General features: G+C 39.7%; 11 protein-coding genes, 6 pseudogenes and 1 other annotated feature. Of the genes and pseudogenes, 10 read left to right on the top strand and 7 right to left on the bottom strand.

What is annotated here, in order from left to right:
• Nucleotides 1–10 precede the first annotated feature (10 nt).
• Nucleotides 11–325: a hypothetical protein gene (locus F986_RS00625; RefSeq protein WP_004684356.1), complete on the top strand. Its 315-nt coding sequence runs from the start codon at nucleotides 11–13 to the stop codon at nucleotides 323–325.
• Nucleotides 326–394: 69 nt separating this feature from the next.
• Here F986_RS00625 and F986_RS00620 read toward each other — a convergent pair whose 3' ends face one another.
• A complete protein-coding gene (locus F986_RS00620; protein WP_004684355.1) occupies nucleotides 395–658 on the bottom strand; it encodes a hypothetical protein in 264 nt (87 codons plus the stop codon).
• A gap of 363 nt (nucleotides 659–1,021) precedes the next feature.
• Here F986_RS00620 and F986_RS00615 point away from each other — a divergent pair, with 363 nt between their 5' ends.
• The 8 genes and pseudogenes from F986_RS00615 to F986_RS17650 all read left to right on the top strand — a co-directional run.
• The gene (locus F986_RS00615) at nucleotides 1,022–1,696 is read left to right on the top strand and encodes a hypothetical protein (RefSeq protein WP_004684354.1); all 675 of its coding nucleotides are present in this window, start codon (nucleotides 1,022–1,024) and stop codon (nucleotides 1,694–1,696) included.
• Complete coding sequence (locus F986_RS00610; RefSeq protein ID WP_004684353.1) at nucleotides 1,696–3,975, top strand: hypothetical protein; 2,280 nt, start codon at nucleotides 1,696–1,698, stop codon at nucleotides 3,973–3,975. The genes F986_RS00615 and F986_RS00610 overlap by 1 nt, the downstream gene beginning before the upstream one ends.
• Nucleotides 3,959–7,144: a tyrosine-type recombinase/integrase gene (locus F986_RS00605; protein WP_004684352.1), complete on the top strand. Its 3,186-nt coding sequence runs from the start codon at nucleotides 3,959–3,961 to the stop codon at nucleotides 7,142–7,144. Before F986_RS00610 ends, F986_RS00605 begins: the two co-directional genes overlap by 17 nt.
• Nucleotides 7,145–7,274: 130 nt before the next feature.
• Nucleotides 7,275–7,638, top strand: a pseudogene (locus F986_RS00600) (antitoxin Xre/MbcA/ParS toxin-binding domain-containing protein).
• A 108-nt stretch (nucleotides 7,639–7,746) separates the two neighbouring features.
• Nucleotides 7,747–7,889, top strand: a pseudogene (locus tag F986_RS17655) (transposase domain-containing protein); the annotation flags it as partial.
• A 190-nt stretch (nucleotides 7,890–8,079) separates the two neighbouring features.
• A complete protein-coding gene (locus F986_RS00595; RefSeq protein ID WP_004684350.1) occupies nucleotides 8,080–8,382 on the top strand; it encodes a helix-turn-helix transcriptional regulator in 303 nt (100 codons plus the stop codon).
• A gap of 4 nt (nucleotides 8,383–8,386) precedes the next feature.
• Nucleotides 8,387–9,646 carry a type II toxin-antitoxin system HipA family toxin gene (locus tag F986_RS00590; protein WP_004684347.1) on the top strand — a complete coding sequence of 420 codons (1,260 nt, stop codon included), beginning with the start codon at nucleotides 8,387–8,389 and terminating at the stop codon, nucleotides 9,644–9,646.
• Between the two features lie 126 nt (nucleotides 9,647–9,772).
• Nucleotides 9,773–10,331: pseudogene (locus F986_RS17650) on the top strand (transposase); the annotation flags it as partial.
• Nucleotides 10,012–10,128: a sequence feature (AL1L pseudoknot), on the top strand. It overlaps the preceding pseudogene by 117 nt.
• Nucleotides 10,332–10,418: 87 nt before the next feature.
• Here F986_RS17650 and F986_RS00580 read toward each other — a convergent pair.
• Complete coding sequence (locus F986_RS00580) at nucleotides 10,419–13,766, bottom strand: DEAD/DEAH box helicase (protein WP_004684345.1); 3,348 nt, start codon at nucleotides 13,764–13,766, stop codon at nucleotides 10,419–10,421.
• Between the two features lie 141 nt (nucleotides 13,767–13,907).
• On the opposite strand from F986_RS00580, the pseudogene F986_RS18750 reads away from it, so the two are divergent.
• A pseudogene (locus F986_RS18750) lies at nucleotides 13,908–14,038 on the top strand (serine/threonine-protein kinase HipA); the annotation flags it as partial.
• A gap of 30 nt (nucleotides 14,039–14,068) precedes the next feature.
• Here the strand turns inward: F986_RS18750 and F986_RS00575 are convergent.
• The 5 genes and pseudogenes from F986_RS00575 to F986_RS00555 form a co-directional block, all read right to left on the bottom strand.
• On the bottom strand, nucleotides 14,069–15,751 hold the full coding sequence (locus F986_RS00575) for a fructose-specific PTS transporter subunit EIIC (RefSeq protein ID WP_004684344.1): 1,683 nt from the start codon (nucleotides 15,749–15,751) through the stop codon (nucleotides 14,069–14,071).
• Nucleotides 15,752–15,755: 4 nt separating this feature from the next.
• The gene (gene pfkB, locus F986_RS00570) at nucleotides 15,756–16,688 is read right to left on the bottom strand and encodes a 1-phosphofructokinase (RefSeq protein WP_004684343.1); all 933 of its coding nucleotides are present in this window, start codon (nucleotides 16,686–16,688) and stop codon (nucleotides 15,756–15,758) included.
• 7 nt (nucleotides 16,689–16,695) lie between these two features.
• A pseudogene (gene ptsP, locus F986_RS18745) lies at nucleotides 16,696–18,345 on the bottom strand (phosphoenolpyruvate--protein phosphotransferase); the annotation flags it as partial.
• A gap of 86 nt (nucleotides 18,346–18,431) precedes the next feature.
• Nucleotides 18,432–19,560, bottom strand: a pseudogene (fruB, locus tag F986_RS18740) (fused PTS fructose transporter subunit IIA/HPr protein); the annotation flags it as partial.
• Between the two features lie 624 nt (nucleotides 19,561–20,184).
• On the bottom strand, nucleotides 20,185–22,829 hold a 2,645-nt coding region (locus F986_RS00555), incomplete at its 5' end, for an Ig-like domain-containing protein (RefSeq protein WP_004684340.1).

Below are 22,829 nucleotides of genomic sequence, written 5' to 3'. Positions count from 1 at the left end.
GCTGCCACTGATGTCTGATAATGACAGTACTATGGATTATGATGAAAATGATTTAATCGATTCTCCCTTGTCTCAAATTTTACAAGAGGATAATGAGCAAGTTGAAATTCTCATTTATCGATTACCTGATAGTAACTGGACACTGGAAGTGGTAAACCAAAATGGTACTTCTACGGTATGGGATGAAACATTCCCGTCAGATCAGGAAGCTCTATCTGTCGCTTTAGATGGAATTAAAGCCGCAGGCGGTATTCAAGCCTTTTCCGAAATCAGTGACCTCGAAGCAAAGAAAAATATTTTTCCTGAATCCCTTACTCGCCATTAAAAATGAAGTTGCTGGCGTGGATCTGAATCATTATTTTCTGGATTCTTAGAACCTGTCGCGATGATAGGTTCACTTCAACCCAAACCCATCTAGGGTTGAAGGGTCAAAGTTTTCATCAAACATAAACTCATCTGCTCGCTCTTTTTTTAATGTCGTCAGGGCATAAAAGAAACATTTTTCACATAACTGCAATTCATATCTTTCCCCGTCATGCTTGGAACCATAGCCCCAATGCGCCGATAAAGTGCCAAACTCCAGTTTCGTTGATTGGTTGCATACATCACATATAACATCTGTAATGACTTCTACCTGTTTCAGTTGTTTAATTTCCATATACGGCTCCCGATATCAATCAAGTTAAATTTGTCTACATACTTATCAAAAATTGACTCCTGTTTGGTTTTAATTACCATTAAAAAAGATCAAATTTGAGCATTGTTATTGTAATAATCAACTATACTCATCCCTACTGTATTCATTGTAATCTGCTATGTGAACATCATAATAGAAACATGATATTTTTTGCCAACTCACAAATATAGCTAACTAATAGTGAGTATCTAATCGAGGAGGAAAATTTGAAACTTTCAATAATAAATAAACTTTAAAAACAAGGAAAAAATGATACCTCCTGCCATATTCAAAAACTCTAAATATACGTGAATATTGCTGTATTATTTTTATTCAATAGCACACATGGATCTGACATCTGAACTACTTTTGAAGTTTCCAGCAACACAGATAAGTACTCTAAAAAATTTCAAAAAAAGAAGAATCACCATTCATCCACAAGCGTATGGTTTCAACTTATGCTACTTAAATATGTTTAAAAATCTCACTGCAGATTTAGATATTTCTAATCGCATAAAAGAACTCCATGTGTGGAAAACTTCAGAATTTGATGGCTACTCCATTTTCAATAATATTAACTTATATCTTAGCTATTTAAAGCAAGATATTAATGAAGTCACTTTAATTATTCATCATCAACAATCTTTTTCAGAGGATGAGTTAGCATTTCTGATGGAGTTATGCAGTCGTGAATTTATTCAATTCATCAAATCTACAAAATTTGATATTCGTTCGTTAAATCCACGAAAAACATTGCATTTAATTAACACACATCTTTCACGTCAAACACTATTGACCCTTAACAAAGAATCATCTTTAAAGCCACATCATCAAATGAGTCTGGAACTGCTAGCACAACTACTTTCATGTTCTCGAAATCAACTGAATCAGCGTACTAAAAATATCAAACAACAGCGTACACATATTTTTAATGAATTATCACTCAACAGCAGATGTGTAAAAGAACTCGTTGATCACTCTGATAGTTGTATAAGTACAGAAAAAATTTGGAGATCATAGTGTCGAACGATCTAAACGAGCATATTGATTTGCCAGTTATTTCAATTTCACTGCAAAAAACACTAGAAAAACTGTTTGGTGATGAGCAATTTGAACGTACGCAACATATCAACTTTGTGCTTAAACTATTGTCTTCTCAACAGACTGACAATTTTCTGGTTGGTCTCAATCTCGATTACTTTAATATCGATATAGAGTTTGATTCGCAGCTGCCGACACCTCCGGTAATCCCTTTCACGAAAAAAGTTAAGATTAGTGATCTACCGATTACTTCATATGTCAATTCAATTTCGCAATTATCTGAATCGCAGACGCATGCAAAAAATTGGAATATTCTAGTTTTAAAAGCAGCAATTTATTTAATTGCTCTTCCTGAGCTCAAGCCAGATCTTTTTAAACAAGCGCACGCCGAACACTTCAATACAGTAAAGCGCTTATTCCAACGTTTTAGAACTGCAAATAAAAATTTAGATACTGAAAAAAAATATCATAATACAGAAGAATATAAACGCCTCTGGAATGTCTATCTTAAAGATCTAACGCTGAGCTTAGAGCAATTTATTCAACATCTGATCACATTAGATACGGATGAATTGCCTGAGTTTGATCGCAATCTACTCAATGATATTCGCATTACTTTTAACTATGTTTTAAAAAACAAAGCGAAGATTGCACGTGCCAGTATCGATACACAGCTTCAATATCAGTTTCTTGATGAAGAACAATTCATTGAAGAAAGTATCGAAATAAAAAAAGGGGCCTCGCCTAAGGCACTGAGTATAGAAACGTTAATTGATGAGCCGCTTCATCGGCAAATTGTTGTCAATCCAACTGACGTCACACCACTCGCAGCACATTCAGAAACAAGTCAAATTTATATTCTACCGCTTGTTGCAAAACATATTCAACGCAAAGAACATTTACTTACGTCGAGTAGTTTTTTCCCGAACCCATCTAGTATGAACCATCTACTGAAAAGACTTCATGTGGACTACTCTGAACATCAAAATAAAAGTGCTCTGATCTTGATGCTCGCATTTTTAACAGGCAACAGTGTGAATGAGTGGCTATATATACAAAGCAAGCGAGCTAAAAAGTTAAATAACCGCCAAAAATTGATCTATAAAAATGATCAGTTCTTCTTAAACAGTCACTTTAATGTATTTGAGAACCGCAATTTTGAGTATTCAGACAACTTGCTCAATCAGACGATCTATTTAGACATTCCAATCCCGAATCTATTCATTGAGGATCTGCGCAAAATGGATTCGGTTAGTTTCGATGATATACAGCAATATTTACGCAAATTAAGACAAGAATTATTGATTCCAAAACTGTCTGTCGTAAAGGTGAGTTCTCTACTGCATCATACGGTTCTTGCAAAAACAGGGAATAAACAACTCGCAGATTTAATCACAGGGATTGATGCCAATCAGTCATCATCTGTTTCTTATTGTCATCAGAATATTCCACGATTACATGCACAATATGTTGATATTCTAAAATCACTTTGTGCAGATGTAGCAAGCACATATGAAAGTTGTGTACCTTCGCTCCCTGCTTCAATAATTCATTTTGGTAGTCGTAAAGCTCCAAAACCACAGGTCATTACAGAGATTTTTGCTGTATTGAAATTTAATATTTTTTCACAAGCTGAAGACGATCTGATTGCTATATACAACCACTACAACATATGGATGTGGCATATCCTCCTTCTTTTTACAGCAGCACGCCCCGTTGCTGAATTCCCTGGATTTCTTAAAAACTTTAATTTAAAACGCCAAATTTTGATGGTTTCTGACAAAGAAGTAGGCGGCCGCAATGGATTCGGACGTCTAATCCCACTTTGTTCATTTTTAGTTGAAGAGATAAAAAAATTCCTTAAATTTTTAGAATATTTTTCGACTCAAATCATGATGAGTCATCCAGCTTTAAATGATGTTATACAACAAATAGAAGCAAGTAAGCTGCCCTTTTTGGGAATCAACCAAGATGATGAGTGGAAACCACTAAGTCCTTCTACAGTCAAAAATTTCCATCCTGAATTAGGACTTGATCATGCAAATTGGCATCGCCATACAGCTCGTGCATTTTTGACTCATAAAATTACCGAACCTGAGATTTTAGCTCTCTTTGGACATGAGCTCATGCAACAAGAAGCAGCACATCCTTTTTCCAGTTTATCCCTATCTCAATTTTCTAAAATTGCGAATGTTTTAGAGCAAATGAAGGATCAATTTAAAATTAGCGGGATTGAAGTAAATGTCATCATTCAATAAAAAAATCCAAAAAAAACGCTATGCTGAAGATAGACGTCAACTTCAACGTAATGAATTAGAAAAGAACCTACGAGCTGATGCAGAACAAGAGCTCCGACAGTACTTTGATGAGCAAAAATTCTCAAATGACGAATTAATTCAAGCGTACCCTGCGATTTATGAGTTTATTAAACGTAAAGCACCAAATTTGGCTTGGAAAAAATATGCACATAAATTCTTCCGAACATATATCAAAGATCTCAATAAGAGCAATAACCTAGACTTCCCATTACCTTATCTCACCTTTGAGATGAAACGCGATGAACCAATTTTCACTTTGGATTGGATCCAGGCCGGTCATGAAATTGACATCTTTATAGAAAAACTTTGGGATTACTGGATTCTTGCTCAAGATAGTTCCGCTTTTTCTGATGATGAAATTATTGGGAATATTCTGCTTTGCTCAATGTTATACGGTGGATTAAATCAAATATCTTCATTAAATGCTTTGCTCGAACATTTAAAAAACCCTGCAAAAATCCAAAAAATTTGCGATTTTAATATCATCTTTTTAGAGCCACTTTCTCCAAGCTATGGCGATCTATTTGTTGATGAAAAAACAATTCGAAAATCACGTAATTTTATCCCAGATCAGCTGACAAGACTTTGGCTCATTCATTTTAATACAAGACAAATTCGTGACATCAGTCTAGATGTGAATGTGTATCTACACCTCATTTTTCAAAAAGTAAAACATCCATACACCAAAAAGACTTTTAAGTTTTTACGTGACTACGCCAATTTTAATTGGCTACAACTGCAGAATGCAGATGTTGATCCTGCCCTTTCACAATGTTTGTTAGAAAACACACTCACGTGTGGTTTATCAGAACATGAGTTTGAAAACTTTGCATTCCCAAAATTTAAAACTCAATTAAGTGATGAAATCGAACGAAATGTCTCTTCTACAGCCAAAGTCCTACCAGATCTCAATACGTCTGAAGCGGTAGAGAATGTGATATTTATTCATAAAAACTTGCTGAAAATAATTCGCACATCATCAACGGACCAACCTATTGCTGAACTCATTATTGATTTTTGCCTGCGTCACCAAGAGCAGTTTAATGAGTTTTCTAAACGTATTATTTTGTGGCTCATCAGTCTCTATCGACCAAGTTCAGAACAAATAAAAGAATTATCAACCACCTTTGATTTTGATACAACTCAGTACACGAAGGCATTTCAAGACAATCAAAAACTCGCAGATAGTTCAATCTATACATATTACACCCGGATCGCAGAACCGTTTTTAACTCATGCCTTACAATACTTCGATGCCGACGATGACATTAATGATCTGCTGAACAAAATCTATCAACAAATCATTAGCAATACACGACTTGCTGATGAAGCAGATCGACCTGAGTTTAAAAAATCTAAAGACCAAACAATCCGCATGTTGAAACGCTTTCACACCTTTCAACAATTTGTTTTTCAAGCAGAAGATTTTGAACTTGAATTTATTGCATCGCAAAGTCGACCACGGGCACGTATCATAGGTCACACAGCCTTCCAGGTCATATTAAAGAAGTTAAATCAGCTCTTACATGACCAATCCATCTCAGACCATCACTATAAATTATTAAAAATTATTTATATTTTGGCTTACCGTACTGGTATGCGTATTAACGAAATACTCGGGTTACGTGTAAAAGATATCGAGGGTTTAAATCAATTTTCTATCTGGGTTCAACCTTATGGTTCAAAAAAACAAGGGAATCAACATCTGCTCAAAACTGATAGTGCGGAACGGATTGTGCCTGCCTACGCTTTGCTTAAAGATGATGAGTACCAATTCTTTAGCGATTTTATTGTTGAAAAACGTTTAGAGAATAAGAAAAGTTTATATTTATTCAGCAACTTGAATGAAAATAAAAAACTGAATAAACACACTGTCACTGTGCCCCTAAAACTGATATTGAATCAGGTCTTTAAAGAGCATCATTACTCCTTTCACTCTTTTCGTCACACGGCAGCGAATCATTTATCACTTTTACTGAACTGTGAATATGCACCACTTGTGCAAGAGCTGACTGACTATAGTGAAAACGAATATGAAAAAATTCGAGCTGAACTTCTTCAAAATCAACATGGACAAAACCATTGGTTTGTTATTGCACATCTTTTAGGGCATATAGAACCCGTTGAAACTTTCAAAAGTTATATTCACTTAAGTTATCTCATTGCTGGTCAAAAACTACTGAAACATCATCCAGATATGCCAAATGAACTGGCTAAAAAAATCATGGGCTACAATGCAACGTTTAAAAATTTGAAAATAACAACGGATGAAAAAGACTTTAATTTTGAAAAAAATCAGGCAGTTCTAGCAACTATATTATTGAACGATCAAACAAACTGGCTCCAAAGTAATGCTACTGACATTTTAGATGAACTGTCGTTACAAATAGATCAATCCCATGATTTTTTTGATTTCTTTGTTGGAACAGAAGATTCTAAAATTTCACTTCAACGCTTCTATGAAACGCTCAATATATTGGAGACTACTAAAGATCCTAAAAGTACAGCTCAACGTATGTGCTTGCCAGAAGAACTCGTCAATTATTGGTATGAAAATGCTCTAAATTTAGCAAACATTAAATCAAAAAAAGCAAATCCTCGTTTATTTAGTATTGATAGCTCAACCCACTTAAAACCAGCAATGCTTGATAGCGCTGAAGAGCTTCATGCGGTGACTTATTTTTTTGAACATCTACAGAAAATAGCTCGTAAAAATCCAATACAAATTGCATGCGTCCTGAATGTATTTTTAAATCGAGTGACCGCATCACATACCGGTATCCATTATCGCTGGAAGGATATCGATCAACTCGAACATTTTTACTCCCAAGTTAAGGCTTTATTTCCTGCCAAATTTTGGCACTTACTTGGACAAGATTTGCAAACAAAGTTAGATGCTAAACAACAGCCTCAACTTTTCAAATTAGCAAAAGCATCAACAGATAAACATCCACCAACTCAAGAGGAGTTTCCTCGTCTACAACTCTACTCAGTAAAAGATGGTCATGCTCTTGCTGCATTTAAATTTTGCTTACATCTAGCTTGTATTGGCAGACCTCGATCTCTTGAACTGCAAGTTGAAGGTCTAAAAATCACTACATGCGGTTAAATAATTTAACCGTTGCTTCCTTATCTAAAGCCACATTTAATATATCTTTAGCAAAAATTGGATGTCTAAAAAACAATAAGAAAATAGTATAAATTCTATGTATCAGTAACCTCTGAAACAGAGATCAGTTATGCGTAAAACATTAGAAAAAATTGCAAAACAAAAAAAGGTATTGGCTAAATCTGTTTTATCAGCTGCAAAACAACTTGGTTTGACACAGGACCAGCTTGCTATCGTTCTCAATTTAGATTCAGTGGAAACTTTAAATTCGCTTGAGTTAGATCCCGATTCAAGTCAGGGAGAACTCGCAATTATTTTAATTCGTATTGCGATATCATTAGATGCTCTAACAGGTGGAGAGGCTAAATGGATGCAACATTTTATGAATGTCACCCAATAAATTGTTGAGTTGTATTCCAATAGAACAGATTCAGAACCCTCAGGGATTGGCCTCTGTTTTACAATTGGTGGAAGGCCTTCAGACTAAACTTTAAGATAAGCAAAGTATTACAGAAAAATTTGAAAGTGATAGTCCTCTCCAATAATTCAAATGCGAGGTATAAGAATCCCCTCTTCTTTTCAAGATGTATATGTCTGACCTAATTCCGTCAATAATACAGTCAGCAAAGCTGAATGGCCTAGATCCGTATGCCTATTTAAATGATGTGCTGAAAAGGCCGCCGACACATAAATGACCCAAATAGAAGAATTACTAACACACCGCTGGAAACCTGAACCGAATTAAAAAATAGCTATGGGGTTCAGCGGACGCTTACGTATTAGATTCCTTTAGATTTTAAATATCTAATTAGACTTCTTTAATCTAATAGGATCTAATCAGCCCATTAAGCACCTCATTACCGATCAACTAGCACAGTTAATAACTCCATTATTTTGTGGTTTAATACGTATATATAGACATAAGATACAATATTATGGATTTAAAATTCAAAAAACCTGAAGAGGTTGTTACTTCATTATGTGAAAGGCTTCGCAAAGAACGACTTTATCTGGAAATGACTCAGGCAGACGTCGCTACACGTGCTGGTGTTAGTGTGAATACAGTATCTAATCTGGAAGCTGGTCGAAATGTTTCATTTGAAAATTTAGTACGTGTTGCCATGGTATTAGGCCGATTAAAAGATTTAGAGGAACTCTTTAAACCTCATTTAAACAGTGTAAATGACATTCTCCGCTATGAGAGCAATACGGCTCGCCAACGTATCAAAAGGAAATAAGTCCATGCTCAAAAAACTTAATGTTTACTACAATGGATGGGGTGAATATTGGCTTTGGGGTACACTGGTCTCCTCAACCGCAATCACAGGTCGGCCATTAATCGCCTTTGAATACAGTGCAGAAGCGATCAGTAAAGGTTTAGAACTTTCCTCTTACCTACTCCCGTTAAAAGGTGACCCATTAAGAACGAACTTTCCTGCACATCAAATGGGATTGCCAGGTCCTATATATGATGCCTTGCCCGATGGTTGGGGCATGCTTCTTATGGATCGCTTATTTAAAAAAAATGGATTTAATCCTGCACGGATTGGGCCATTAGAAAGACTCACGTATATTAATACACATGCGATGGGAGCATTATCCTTTGAACCTTCAGCAACTGAGTTAGCATTAACTGAAAATATCCCACTGATTAAACTCGCTCAAGAAGTTCAGGAAGTTCTCAAAGGAGAAGGTGCAGAATTTTTACAGCATTTATTAATTATGGGTGGATCTCCACAAGGTGCAAGGCCAAAAGCGCTCATCTATCGTGATCCTGTCACCAATGAATTCTCAACAGTTAGCTCACATCAACATGAAGCTTGGCTGATCAAATTTCCCGCTCAGCAAGAGCATCCTGAAGTTTGTGCAATTGAAGCTGTTTATGCAGAATGTTTGCGTCATTGTCATATTGATACCCCTGACACTCAATATTTTACTCTTCCGAATGGATTAACCGCATTTGCATCAAAGAGATTTGACCGCCACGATGGCATGCGTATCCCTATGCAAAGTTTAGCGGCCTTCACCGGAGCTGATTTTAAATCACCAGGGAGTTTAGACTACAGTAACTTTCTTCGCGCTGCACACTTTTGCACCAATGATGTTCGCGAAAAAGCAATTGCATTCAAGCGAGCTGTTTTCAATGTAGTCTTCAATAATCGAGATGATCATTGCAAAAACTTTTCATTTCTGATGTCCCAAAATGGGCAATGGAAACTCTCCCCTGCCTATGATGTTACTTTCTGTGAAGGGCCAGGTGGATATCATCAAATGGATATCATGGGTGAGGCACTGGATATTCCTCGACAAGCTCTTGTAAAACTTGGTACTCAGGAAGCGGAACTTTCTGCCCAAGAAGTCGATGAAATTATTAGTTCGATTTGTAAGGTTGCAATCCGATTCAGCAATATCGCTCATGATCTATTACCTGGACAAATTCAAGCAGAGACTATCCAAATGATCCAAAATAGGATTGAGCATAATATCAATTTATTGCACTAAATAGCTTTTACAAAGCTGAACCGTACCGGGTTTGTCGGAGACCAAACTTTCTGAGATGAGACGCATTGCTTCGCAAGACGTAGCGAAGCGTAGTGATCCGATGAAAAACCTAAATATACCCCTGAAATCAGAGATAGAGCGGTTCAATTATTGATTGAATTTGAAAAAGATTATCCATCGAATTGGGCTGCGATTGCGCCTAAAATTGGTTGCACTCCTGAAACTTTACGAGTTTGGTATCAAAAATATTTAGATCAACAAAATTCAATTAAAGTACAGCAACTTCCATATCAAGAACGTATTAAACAGCCCGAACGTGAAAATAAAGAAGTGCAACGTGCGAATGAAATTCTCCTTAAAGCAGCCACTTTTTTCGCCCAGGTGGAGCTCGAACGCCCACACAAATAATGCTGGATTTCATCCATAACAATAAAGACTTATATGGCGTTGAGGCGATTTGTAAGATTTTTCCGATCGCAGCTTCTACCTATTAATTTAATTAAAAATGGGGGTATTACCCCTAGATCTAGTTGATGGGAAGCTTCGCTTCGCAAGGGAACATCAAACTAAGCGAGATCTACATGATTTGCATCATGCTGAATAAATTAAACGAATTTGGAAAGAAAGCTCCGGGCGTTATAGCATTTTAAAAACATCAGACAGCCTATCTAAGAGATTATTTATTGGTCTACTATGATAAGACTAACCCGTTAAGCTAGGTGGCCTAACTTAAATAAAAAAGTCTCCGACAAACCCGGTACAGTTCACCAAACTAAAATTTCTCAAACAAGTTCATCACGTCATTTTCCGTCAGTTTCGCTTCGCCCTCATGATCGGTACTTAGAATAGACTGTGCCAGTTCTGCTTTATTTTGCTGTAAGGCAAGAATTTTTTCTTCTATGCTTTTATTGGTAATCAGCTTATACACAAATACTGGCTTGTCCTGTCCAATCCGCCATGCACGATCTGAAGCTTGATCTTCAGCAGCAGGGTTCCACCATGGATCATAGTGAATGACCGTATCTGCGGCAGTTAGATTCAGACCGACCCCTCCTGCTTTCAGACTGATTAAAAATATCGGCACTTGTCCAGACTGAAATGCTGTAATGACTTCATCTCGCTTTTTGGTCTTTCCAGTCAGCTTCACATAGCCAATTTCTGCGTGATGGAGGTGTTGCTCAATCAGTTCCAACATTGAGGTAAATTGAGAGAAGATAAGAATTTTTCTCCCCTCTTCAACCATTGGAACGACCATATCCATCAACTGTTCAAGTTTGGCAGAGTTTGCCTGCCCAATTTTCACTGAATCCAGCTTTAGTAAGCTAGGATGGCAGCACACCTGACGTAGCTTCAGTAAGGCATCTAAAATTTGAATTTGACTACGTTTAAAGCCTTTTTCTGCCACAATTTTCTGAATGCTTGCCTGCATCGTGGCACGAACAGCCTCATATAACTTGGATTGCTGGTCATTCATATCAATATTGACTTCAATCGTGGTTTTTTCTGGCAACTCTTTGGCTACGTCAGTTTTCAAGCGACGTAAAATGAAGGGCTTAATCCGGTTGACCAACTTTTGCCTTAACTGCTGATCACCGCGTTTTTCAATCGGATGACGGTACTTTTTATTAAAAATTTCTTGTGAATATAAAAATCCTGGCATCAGGAAATAAAATAGTGCCCACAGCTCACCCAAATGATTTTCCATAGGTGTACCGGTTAGACATAGACGATGTCGCGCTGTTAATTGCCGTACTACCTGTGCAGCTTTGGCACGCGGATTTTTGATATTCTGCGCCTCATCCAAAATGAGTTGATGATATTCATATTGCTTTAGTTGCTCTTCATCTCTCGCCAGAAGCGGATATGTGGTTAACACAATATCATAGTGCGGAATCTGCTCAAAATACTGATGGCGATCGGGCCCCTGTAGCAGCAATACCTTGAGCTCAGGGGTAAATTTCTCCGCTTCTTTGAACCAGTTATGCATCAGCGATGTGGGTGCAACAATTAAGGCGGGACTGTCCTGTAAATATCCAGCCTGCTTTTCCATGAGTAAATGGGCTAAAGTTTGTGCTGTTTTCCCCAAGCCCATATCATCTGCCAGAATCCCGCCATGCTGGGTTTCCCTTAAAAACTGCAACCAGCCTAAGCCCTGCTGCTGGTATGGACGCAACTCCCCCTGAAAACCTTGTGGTGTCGGCAGTTGTTGCTGGTAGCCTTGTTTGAATTTCTGTACAAATTGCTGCAGGCGATCACTGACCTGCCATGTCATCCCAAGATTATGCTGCAATTCTAATAATTGACTCGCATCATAGCGATCAATACTGCGCTCTTCTTGCTGTAAAATGCTCTGCAGATGCAACAATACCGGCTTAATATCCCTAGCGGATAGAGCCAAATCAGGTTGATCAACTGCAGTTTTCACTGTGAAAATTTGACTGTCATGCAGATGAATAAAAGTCCGTGGATCAAGTAAATCGGGATTTACTCGCACCAAAGCTACGAGCGCATCAAGCAAATTATAAGAATTGCCTGCACTGTCTTGAACCGTCGCCCCGATATTGAACCAGTCCTGCTGACCTTCAGATTCAGTGATAGAAATATTTAAATTTTCAACATATTGCAGATTAAAGGGGCTGTTTTTCAGATGCTCTATCTGCCAGCCCATCAACTCAATTTGATTGATGGGCATCAGCTGTTTAATCCAATCTCCATAGAAAGCAAAAACCATAGAATCAAGACGTTGTTTATCCAGTTTTAATTGATGGTCATAACTAAGATCTTTCACCCACTTCAGTGATTCGACCAATAGCTGTAAACGTTGGATTGACTGTTGTTCCTGAACTAAGTCCCGAAGCTGTCGTACCATTTTGTCATGCTGCTCACCAATAAAACTGTCGCCTGATGTACCTGCTTTTATTCTTCCGCCTGCATAGGAGAATTCAATTTCAGCACAAACAGACTCTTCCCATTTCCAATCAAATTTATCTAAAACACCGAAGCGTAAAATTGGCTGGGGACTACCCTCAAGGACATCAATATGCTGAATAGACTCGGGCTGAGGCAGATTTTTCACGTCTGAATATTGATGAGTCAGTTTCTCAAACTCTGGCAAGAGCATAGATGGAAGATCAGGCATCTGTAAAAAATGGTACAGAAGATTTGCCGTATATTCACCATATAACTGGCCCACCGTATTCTGTTGAATATCCACATAACACGGTGGCTGGCTCGCGAGAATCTGAATATGTGGATTTGATTTTAAATCGAGTCGAATATCACCATTGACCAATTCAATGTTTAAATGCTCTGTCTGTTTGTTTATACCTTGTTGCCAGATCAGTTCGATGTGATAGCCTTGTTCTGACCATTTAAGTGCAGTATGGCTCTTTTTTTGCCAGTACACATCGCCACTTTGAATAAAAGATTTGAAATGCTCCAATAAAATGCTTGAGATATCAAGATTGCTTTGATAAAAGCGTTCGTCACTGTTTATTTTGGCATAATAATAAATCTGGTTAAATAATTGTCGTTTTTGTTCAGGTAAAGTCAGATGCTTTCTGGTGATATTTTCATATTGGGTATAATAACTTTCCCCTGCAATTGAGCCGTTCTTATTGCGTCTGGCCTTCTGAACATCAACTGTCAATTTCTTTAAGCTGATCGACTGATCTAGCAGGTAAATTAAATAATTGTTTGTTTTGACAGATTGCTCTGGTTCAGTCTGTTGTAAATACCGTTTAAAATCATTCAACCAGCGCTGCGCCTGATCATCCCCCCATCGGCGTTTTGCGATTCCCTGCGGAGATTGAGATTCAGCATAACGCTGTTGAAATTCCTGACGATATTCTTGAAAGAATAACCGCGCTAAAGCAGCAGCATGTTTACAGTTATATCCAACTGGACAAGTGCAGTCATCATCGATTAAACGGTCTTTTTTAAGATTATAGGTAATCGCGGTATCGTAATAATCTGTCCCTTCAATTTGAGCATACATCGTGACATCATCATTTTCCTCAAAGAACTCAATTGTTTCCCTATCAATGTGTTTAGCATAGCTCAGACTGCGCTGAAGAGTTGCAGTACTAAAGCGAGATAGAAAATTGATCAATAAGGACATAATTACCAGACACCAAAATGTTTATACAATTATAACGGACAAAGCTGTCATTTCAGAACAGTAGGGCTCGCCAACGTATCAGAAGAAAATAAATCCATGCTCAAAAAAAACTTAATGTTTACTACAATGGATGGGGTGAACATTGGCTCGATTTGTAAGGTTGCAATCCTATTCAGCAATATCGCTCATGATCTATTACCTGGACAAATTCAAGTGAGACTCTCCAACTGATCCAAAATAGGATTGAGCATAATATTCATTTATTGCACTGAATAACTTTCACAAAGCTTCTATGAAGGGCTTTATTTTAACCGTTGTTTTATCACGGCATAAGCTACACCAGTCACCACACTTCCAATCGCAATCGCCAATAAATATTTTAATGGATAATTCATCGCATTCGGAATGATCAGTACCATTACACCGCCATGCGGAGTGACTAGTTCACATTTAAATAATGCAACCAAAGCCCCAGTTACAGCACCACCTGCGATCGCGCATGGAAGCACTCGAATCGGGTCTTTGGCAGCAAACGGAATAGCCCCTTCCGAGATGAAACATAGGCCCAGAACTACAGCAGCCTTCCCTGCATCTTGCTCAGGTTTGGCAAATTTATGCTTTGCCAGAAAAGTTGCAATTGCCATACCCAACGGTGGTACCATACCCGCAGCCATGGTAATCGCCATCGGTCCGTATGTTTGTGACGTAAGTAAGCCTACCGTAAAGGCATAAGCTGCTTTATTTATTGGCCCCCCAACATCAATACACATCATACTCCCAAGGATAACCCCCATGATCATGGCATTGGTCGTCCCCATATTGGCAAGGAAGTGTGTGAGTAATTCAAACAATTGTGCAACAGGCTGTCCAACCACATAAATCATGATTAAACCAACAGCTAAACTGGCCAATAGTGGAATAATCAAAATTGGTTTTAATGCTTCTAGGCTACTTGGGAGTTTAAGCTGTTTCGATAAAAATAACGCAATATAACCTGCAATAAAACCTGCAACTAATCCACCGAGAAAGCCTGCCTCTAATTGTGTAGCAAGTAAACCGCCAATCAAACCTGGAGTTAAACCCGGACGATCCGCAATAGAATAAGCAATGTAACCTGCCAGCATAGGTACCATAAGAGTAAATGCTGCAGCACCTATTTGCTTTAAGGATGCGGCAAAGCTTCCTTCAACAGGATTGAGGCCGAACATAAACGAGATGGCAATGATCAAACCGCCCGCCACCACCATCGGCAGCATGAAAGACACCCCTGTTAAAAGGTGTTTATAAATTCCAGTTTTTTCTTTGTTTTCATTTTCTGTCTTAGTGGCTGTTTGCTTACCCGTTTCAAGCACTTTGGCCTCAGCAATTGCATTTGCAAAAGTCTTATCCGTTTGTTTAAGGGCAAATCCTGTACTGCAGCGATATACACGTTTGCCTACAAAGCGATCTGTATTGACCTCAATATCCGTTGCTAAGATCACCACATCTGCTTTGGCAATACTTTCTGCCGATAAAATATTTTTAGCCCCAACCGATCCTTGGGTTTCAACATCAATCTGATAACCGTGCTTTACTGCACCTTGTTGTAAGGCTTCGGCCGCCATAAACGTATGCGCAACACCAGTTGGACATGCTGTAATGGCGACAAACCGTGTAACCTCAGCATTGTCTGCAATAGGTTCATCTACAGCATCTGAATGCTCAAGAACTTGTTGCAAAAGCATGATCGCATCGTGTTGTGCATTATTCAAACCAATGACTTTCACAACCTTGCCACGCAGTTGATCCGCATCTGCCGACTTCTGTCCAACAAAAACAACCGTATCAATAACATTTGATAAATCGAGATGCTCGACTGATGTCGCCACATCATTGGAAATACCAAGTGCTGTTGCTGCTTTGGAGAGTTTTTTGGCCAAAATCACTGCATTAATCGGCTGCTCGGGACTATGTGGCACAAATAAAATATGTTTTATCTCTTGCATCGTATTAACTCAATGATTGGACTGAGATTTGCGATTTCAAATCTTCAATAACAGCAAAGTCTGGAAGGGCAAACCCAATTTGGGTCACAGCGTTGCTCGCAATTGCGGTTGCTGTTTTCAATGTTTCTTCTGGGGAAGTTGAACTCAACAAGCCATGAATCATACCTGCCAGCAAGGAATCTCCCGCACCCACCGTACTTTGGACGGTGACTTTCGGTGCAGTAGCATGCAGGGGTTGCGTGTGGTGAAGCCAGTTCACTCCGTTTTCACCCATCGAGACCACAATATGTTCGATCTGACTATTTAAACTGGCAAAAAGATGCTGCTGTTCTGCAAACGTTTCTGCTGGCAAATGGTAGGTTTCCGTCAACTCATCTGTATTCGGCTTGATCAACCAAGGATGCGCAGCAATTGCTGCTTTCAACGCAACACCACTGGTATCTACTGCGACTTTTTTTCCAGCAGACTGTAACCATAGAATCAGTGTCGAAAGCTCTTCTGCAGAAAAACCTTGTGGCAAACTGCCAGCAATCACAATCACATCAACCTCTAAAATCAGTTGAGATAGACGTTCACATAGTTGTTGTTTTGCTGAGGTATCTACAAAAAAGCCCTTGCCATTGATGTCAGTCATCTGACCAGAAGCTTCTGCAACTTTAATGTTTTGTCGTGTTTGACCTGCAACATAAATAAATTGGTTATCAAATTGCTCTTGCTGTATATGATGGTCAAAAATTTGACGGTTTTTTTGCCCCAAAAAGCCACTCACAATCAGTTCATGTCCCAAATCCTTAAGGACCTGTGCCACGTTTAAGCCCTTACCTGCTGCATGGCTTTGAGCTGTTAACTGACGATTGACCTCGCCAACTTTTAGTTGATCCAATTGCACGGTGAGGTCAATTGCAGGATTCAGAGTAATGCTTAATATCTTAGCCATTCGGTAATTACTCCACCAATGAACGTACGGCAGACGCACTGTCACAACTTAAGGCTTGCTGTGCGACCTGTTGGCAATTTATATAGTTCAAACCACGAATTTGCGCCTTCACCAATGGAATACTGGTACTCGACATACTCAACTCATCCACGCCCAAGCCTATCAATACAGGCACAGCTTTTGGATCAGCAGCCAATTCACCACAAATGCCCACCCATTTACCATGCTGATGTGCTGCCCGAACCGTTTGATCAATCAATAGCAAAATACTTGGATGTAAGCCATCAGCTTCAGCAGACAATAGTGGATGACCACGGTCAATCGCCAGAGTATATTGAGTCAAGTCATTGGTTCCAATACTAAAAAAATCAACTTCTTGAGCAAGAATTGGAGCCAACAATGCTGCCGAAGGAACCTCAATCATAATACCGACTTGTAAGTTTTCACATGGATGCTGTATGCGAACCTCATCTAATATTGCTTTTGCTGCTCGCCATTCTTCAACCCGCCCAATCATCGGAAACATAATTCTTAATGGGCGATTATCCGCTGCTTTAAGTAAAGCAACCAATTGCTGACGTAACAACTCTGGCTTAAGTAAAGTCAGACGAATACCACGTAAGCCCAAGAATGGATTTTCTTCCTTTTCAATAGGCAAATACGGTAAAGGTTTGTCCCCGCCCACATCAAGTGTACGTACCACCAATGGACGACCCGCTAAAGCATCTAACACCACCCGATAATCAGCTTCCTGTGTAGCCTCATCAGGCGCACTGCTGTGTGACATAAAGACCAATTCTGTGCGTAGCAAACCAATTGCTTCCGCCCCATCGGCCACAGCCTGTATCGTAGCGCCCACTTTGCCAATATTGGCTGCGATTTCAACTTGATGTTGATCCAGTGTGATTGCGGGTTCTAAACAATGCTGTTCCGCTTGTTCTCGTAACTCACGCTGGCGTTGGCGCTCTGCAATGGCATGATCAATCTGACTTTGCTCGGGTGAGACCACATACTCACCAGTATCCCCATTAATTAGCACAGTGGCATGGTTCTCAATATTTAAAACAGCTATACCTGCACCTACGACTGCTGGAATAGCCAGAGCACGTGCCACAATGGCACTATGGGCACTCGCTCCACCAACCGCGGTCAAAATGCCTGCAACACGATCTTTATTCAGACGCGCTACATCACTCGGACCAACATCATGCATAATTAAGATATAAGGTTGCTCGGGTTCTGTGACATCGGCCACACCGCACAAAGCAGCCAAAACACGCTCACCAATATCCCTTAAATCAGCCGCACGCTCTGCCAGTAAACGATCGCTAAGTGCAGCCTGTGCGGTAGCAGCCACTTCAATATGATCATGCCAAGCTGCAGCAGCAGACAACCCTTGTTTTAAACCGCGTTGTACACTTTGGAGTAGGTCTGGATCATCCAGCATTTCCAAATGTGCCATGAATATCTGCTTAATGGCAGTAGATTCAGTATGTGCAATGAATTGACGTAAGCTGTTTTTCACCTGATGAAGCGCAATTTCAAGCTTTTCATTCTCAGCTTTAAAGCTCTGCCCGCGACGTTCATAACTAAATTCACGTGGCTTCACCACATGTGCAGGACCAAAAGCAAGGCCAGTTGATGCCGCAATACCGCAGCTACCCGTATCGCCATGTGATTCAAAAGGCATTAATTCCAAAGTATTTACGACAGGATCACTACTGCTATGCTGATGAGATACAAGATCAACAGCTTCAACCTCTTCTCCTAAGCCCTGTTGAACTGCATCAATAATCTGTTCTAAGCCAGCTACAGCATCGGTATCAGGTTGTGCAATAAAAGTCAGAGTTTGACCACGACGGCATCCCATGGCTAATAATTTGGTTAAACTTTTTGCCGAAACGTAAGCCCCCTCATCTACAGCAACGAGAATATCCCCTGCAAATTTCTTGGTCATATTGACCAAGTGTGTCGCGGGACGCGCATGTAGACCATGAGCGTTAGCTAAGACAATACGACGAGATGGCCAATCAGGAATCAGTTCAGCACCAATTAACTGCGCCAATTGGTGACTATCTTGCTCTTGGTTGAGGGTATGAACTTGTTCAGTATCAAACAAAATATCCATTAACCGTTGAAACCGTTGCATATCCAGTTGCTCATTACTGGCAATACACACCAAAGTCTTGAGCATTTCCTGCTGATGGCTCAAAACCTGTTCCGCTTTTACCAAACTTACAGCTGGGCTCAAAACATGCTGGTTAGAAGTGATCGACCAGACCCCCTCCCCTAAATGAATCATGCTGTTTAGGTTTAAACCCGACAGAAAACCACACTCCACCATTTTTTGCTGTTTCAGCAACTGTGTTGCGTGCCAAATTAAATCTTCTACATCAAGTGCGGGAACTTGAGTGGCGATTAAATTTTCATGCAATGCCAAAGATGCAGGTTGGGCTTGTAATAATGCAATAATTTGCTCTGCGGATTGAGCCTGTTTCACTTGATCAGCGACATCATTAATTAAAGCCCGCGTCAAAATTTGTAAGACTTGCAAATGCTCATCTGATTTCGCAGCAATCACTACTGCTAAATAAATTTTATTTTCACCGTCCCAAACAACTCCTTCAGGAAAGTGCGCCAGACGAATACCAGTTTTTAAAATATATTGGCGAGACTGAGGCGTCCCATGCGGAATGGCAATTCCTTGCCCTAAATACGTTGCACTTTGTTGTTCGCGCCCGGTCAACCCATGAATATAATCAGGTGTAACCAACTGGTCTTCGACCAAGATATCGACTAGACATTGCAACGCTTGTGCTTTATCAGTGGCGTGTTGTTTCATTCGAACATGTTGTATATCTAGCGCGAGCATAAAACGTCCTTGCAAAGCAGCATAGTGAGAAGCCATGCCTTTTTTACTGGAAAAAAAATAAAAGTCGAATTCTACTCAGGATTTACCCGAAAATCTGTATTTTTTGATTTTATCTTCATGATCATCATTACAACGTAATTAAGAAACGACGAGATTCTTCAGAATTCAGCGTTGCGATAGTTGGATTTAATCCTAATTGAACCGTAGCCTCAGACAACACCCCTCTCATCATAAAATTATACCAGTCAGTAAAATACCCTTAGATTAAGCATATGTATGTTGGTTATTATTGTTGATTATCACAATAAATTAGTGACCAAAAATCAAAGTACCCCATCCCACCTTAAATTACGTCACACAAAATAAAAACCCTATATAACTGTTATATATAGAGTTTATTAACATACAAATTATGTTATTTAGTGTATTTTATGTCGGTGACTCTTGCCAAGGTTGGGGTCGCGAGTTCGAGTCTCGTTTCCCGCTCCAGATTCAAAAAGCCCTGATCGAAATATTGGGGCTTTTTTATTTGACAATACTTCAAATACATCTCCATTCAGATAGCAAAAAAGGTACTGTACACATCGTCGCACAGTACCTTTTCATTAATTACACATTTACTGTTTAGTAAACAATTTGATTATTACTTAACAGATTATTTAACAGTTCGTCATTTGTTAAGTTTAAATCTGCTGGAGAAATATTATCCAAAACCAAAAGATCTGATGCAGAAAATCCATTACTCACACCATCACGGTCAATACTAATCACTGCTTTACCATCGGCATTAGTTTCTACTGAAATATAATCCCCAATATTAGCTGATGTTTGCAGACCATCCAGTAACGCCGAAATATCGATCTTGTCTGCATCAGCACCAAGCTCGAAGTCGCTCCAAGTATCTGTGCCATTGCCACCCGTTGCATCCGCATTATCTAACAAGTAATAGATGGCAGTATCGGCACCTGCTCCACCTGTCAGAATGTCATCACCCGCACCACCCTGCAACATATCATCGCTGGCTGTACCAGAGAAATCGATGGTTTCATTTACTGGATCTGTTGTGATGGTTAAAACGGCATCTTCAGTATTGTTATACTCGTCTTGAACGGTATACGTGAAATCATCAACTACTGAAGTAGCATTTCCTGATGTTACAGTGGACGTATAGATATAATGCCCATCTTCGTAAAGATGTAATGTACCGTGAGTACCAGTGATGATAGCGTAATTGCCATTTACATCTGTTTGGTTGAAGGTAATAGGAACTCCGTTGACTTCAATGATTGAACCATTTACTACCTCATCGTTCGCAAGCACATTCCCTTCGGCAACATATGTTTTTTCATCAACGCCGTAAACTGCGGCATTCACCTCATTAAACAACTGTGCAGGATTACTCAGGATTTCTTGAGCCACTAGCTGCAACACATCATCCAAGGCAGGGAGTAAGTCACCTGCACCAACGGTATTTAATAGGTCCTTGATACTACCTAATAAGCCATTCAAAGCGTCATTTAAACTTAAATTATCAATCAAACCTGCCAGTAGTACATCTGCAATTAATGGCTCAATCACAAGATTAAATAAATCTTCACCAATTGAATCAAGGTTATCAACTACACCATCAACCAGACCACCTACAGCATTTAATAGAGGCTGAACAAGGTCAGGACCAACAAATGGTATGTTGTTTATAAGGCCTAAGACTCCTGTATCTATATCACCCTCAAGAATTTCACCAACCGTCGCACTAGTGATACCACCAAGCACGAGAGCGAGTAGAGGATTCGCCAAAACAGCTTGCAAAGTTGATCCTAAACCTGATACTAAAGGGTTCGGATTACCTTCAACAAGATTCAATAACTGTTCGACTGAGAGCTGATTTAATAATCCAACAGCAATATTTTCATTACCTATTAAGGCGTCTTTAAGCAAGCCAGTAACCGTATCCAGAATTAAAGTTTCAACGGTATTACTACCTAAATCTTCTAAACTCACAGTGGATAAGATATCAGCCAGTTTACTTTGATCGCCTTGAACCACGACTTCATAGTCGCCTGGTGGCAGGTCATGAATATCTAGTCTTAGGCCATTGCCATCATCGCCTACAACACCTAATGCTTCCAATCCTAAAGCACCTGCGACTAAACCGCCTTGAGCTGTGCTTGATGCAGCCACTGTATATTCTTGACCTGTTTCCTTATTTATAACAGTAAATGAATATGCATCTGCCACAGTTACCAAGGATTCGCTTTTGACTGTAATGACAACATCTTGAGCTCCATTTGCTATGCTAAACTCTAGCTTGTCTGTAGCGCTACTACCAGCCAGTAGCTTAATTGCTGTGTCAGAAGTTAATTCACCGATTGGATTTGGATTAACCTGACTTTCTTGGTAAACGGCATTAGCACTATCATTTTCAAGTACCAGCGGATCATTTGTAAAGATTAAGTCGCCAGCCGTTGCTGTATCTGTACCTGTATTACCAGCCTTATCCGTCACTTCTACTGTGACATCATCACCTGCCTGAACCGCTGCTGTATCTACTGTCGCGCTGAACGCACCTGTACCATCGGTCATCCCTTCCCAGATTGTGTTGCCAGCTTTGTCTTTGATCTCCACTGGTGCATTCGGTTCATCCGATGTTCCTGTAATCAACACTTGATCCGCAACACCATCCGCTGGGTTATCACTGTCGATCGGAGTAACTGCTTCTATCTCGACAACAGGTTCTGTGGTATCTGTACTGAAGGTGAGGTCGCCAGCCGTTGCTGTATCTGTACCTGTATTCCCTGCCTTATCCGTCACTTCTACTGTGACATCATCGCCTGCCTGAACCGCTGCTGTATCTACTGTCGCGCTGAACGCACCTGTACCATCGGTCATCCCTTCCCAGATTGTGTTGCCAGCTTTGTCTTTGATCTCCACTGGTGCATTCGGTTCATCCGATGTTCCTGTAATCAACACTTGATCCGCAACACCATCCGCTGGGTTATCACTGTCGATCGGAGTAATTGCTTCTATCTCGACGACGGGTAGTACACTATCCACCGCGGCTTCCGCCAAAATCTCATCCGATTCGTTACCAGCAGCATCTTTAATGCTTACTTCAACTTCTAAAGTTTCACCTTCGTTCGGTGAATCCACTTTAACGATGATTTCACCTGCAGTAATGTCGTCAGCCGTCAATACTGTTTCTTCACCGTTGACGATAACACTGTCACCAGCTACCGCATCTGCAGGTAAATCAATCTTAACGTCGACTT

Source organism: Acinetobacter johnsonii CIP 64.6 (assembly GCF_000368045.1).
Taxonomy (GTDB): Bacteria; Pseudomonadota; Gammaproteobacteria; order Pseudomonadales; family Moraxellaceae; genus Acinetobacter; species Acinetobacter johnsonii.
This window is presented reverse-complemented; position numbering and strand designations above follow the sequence as displayed.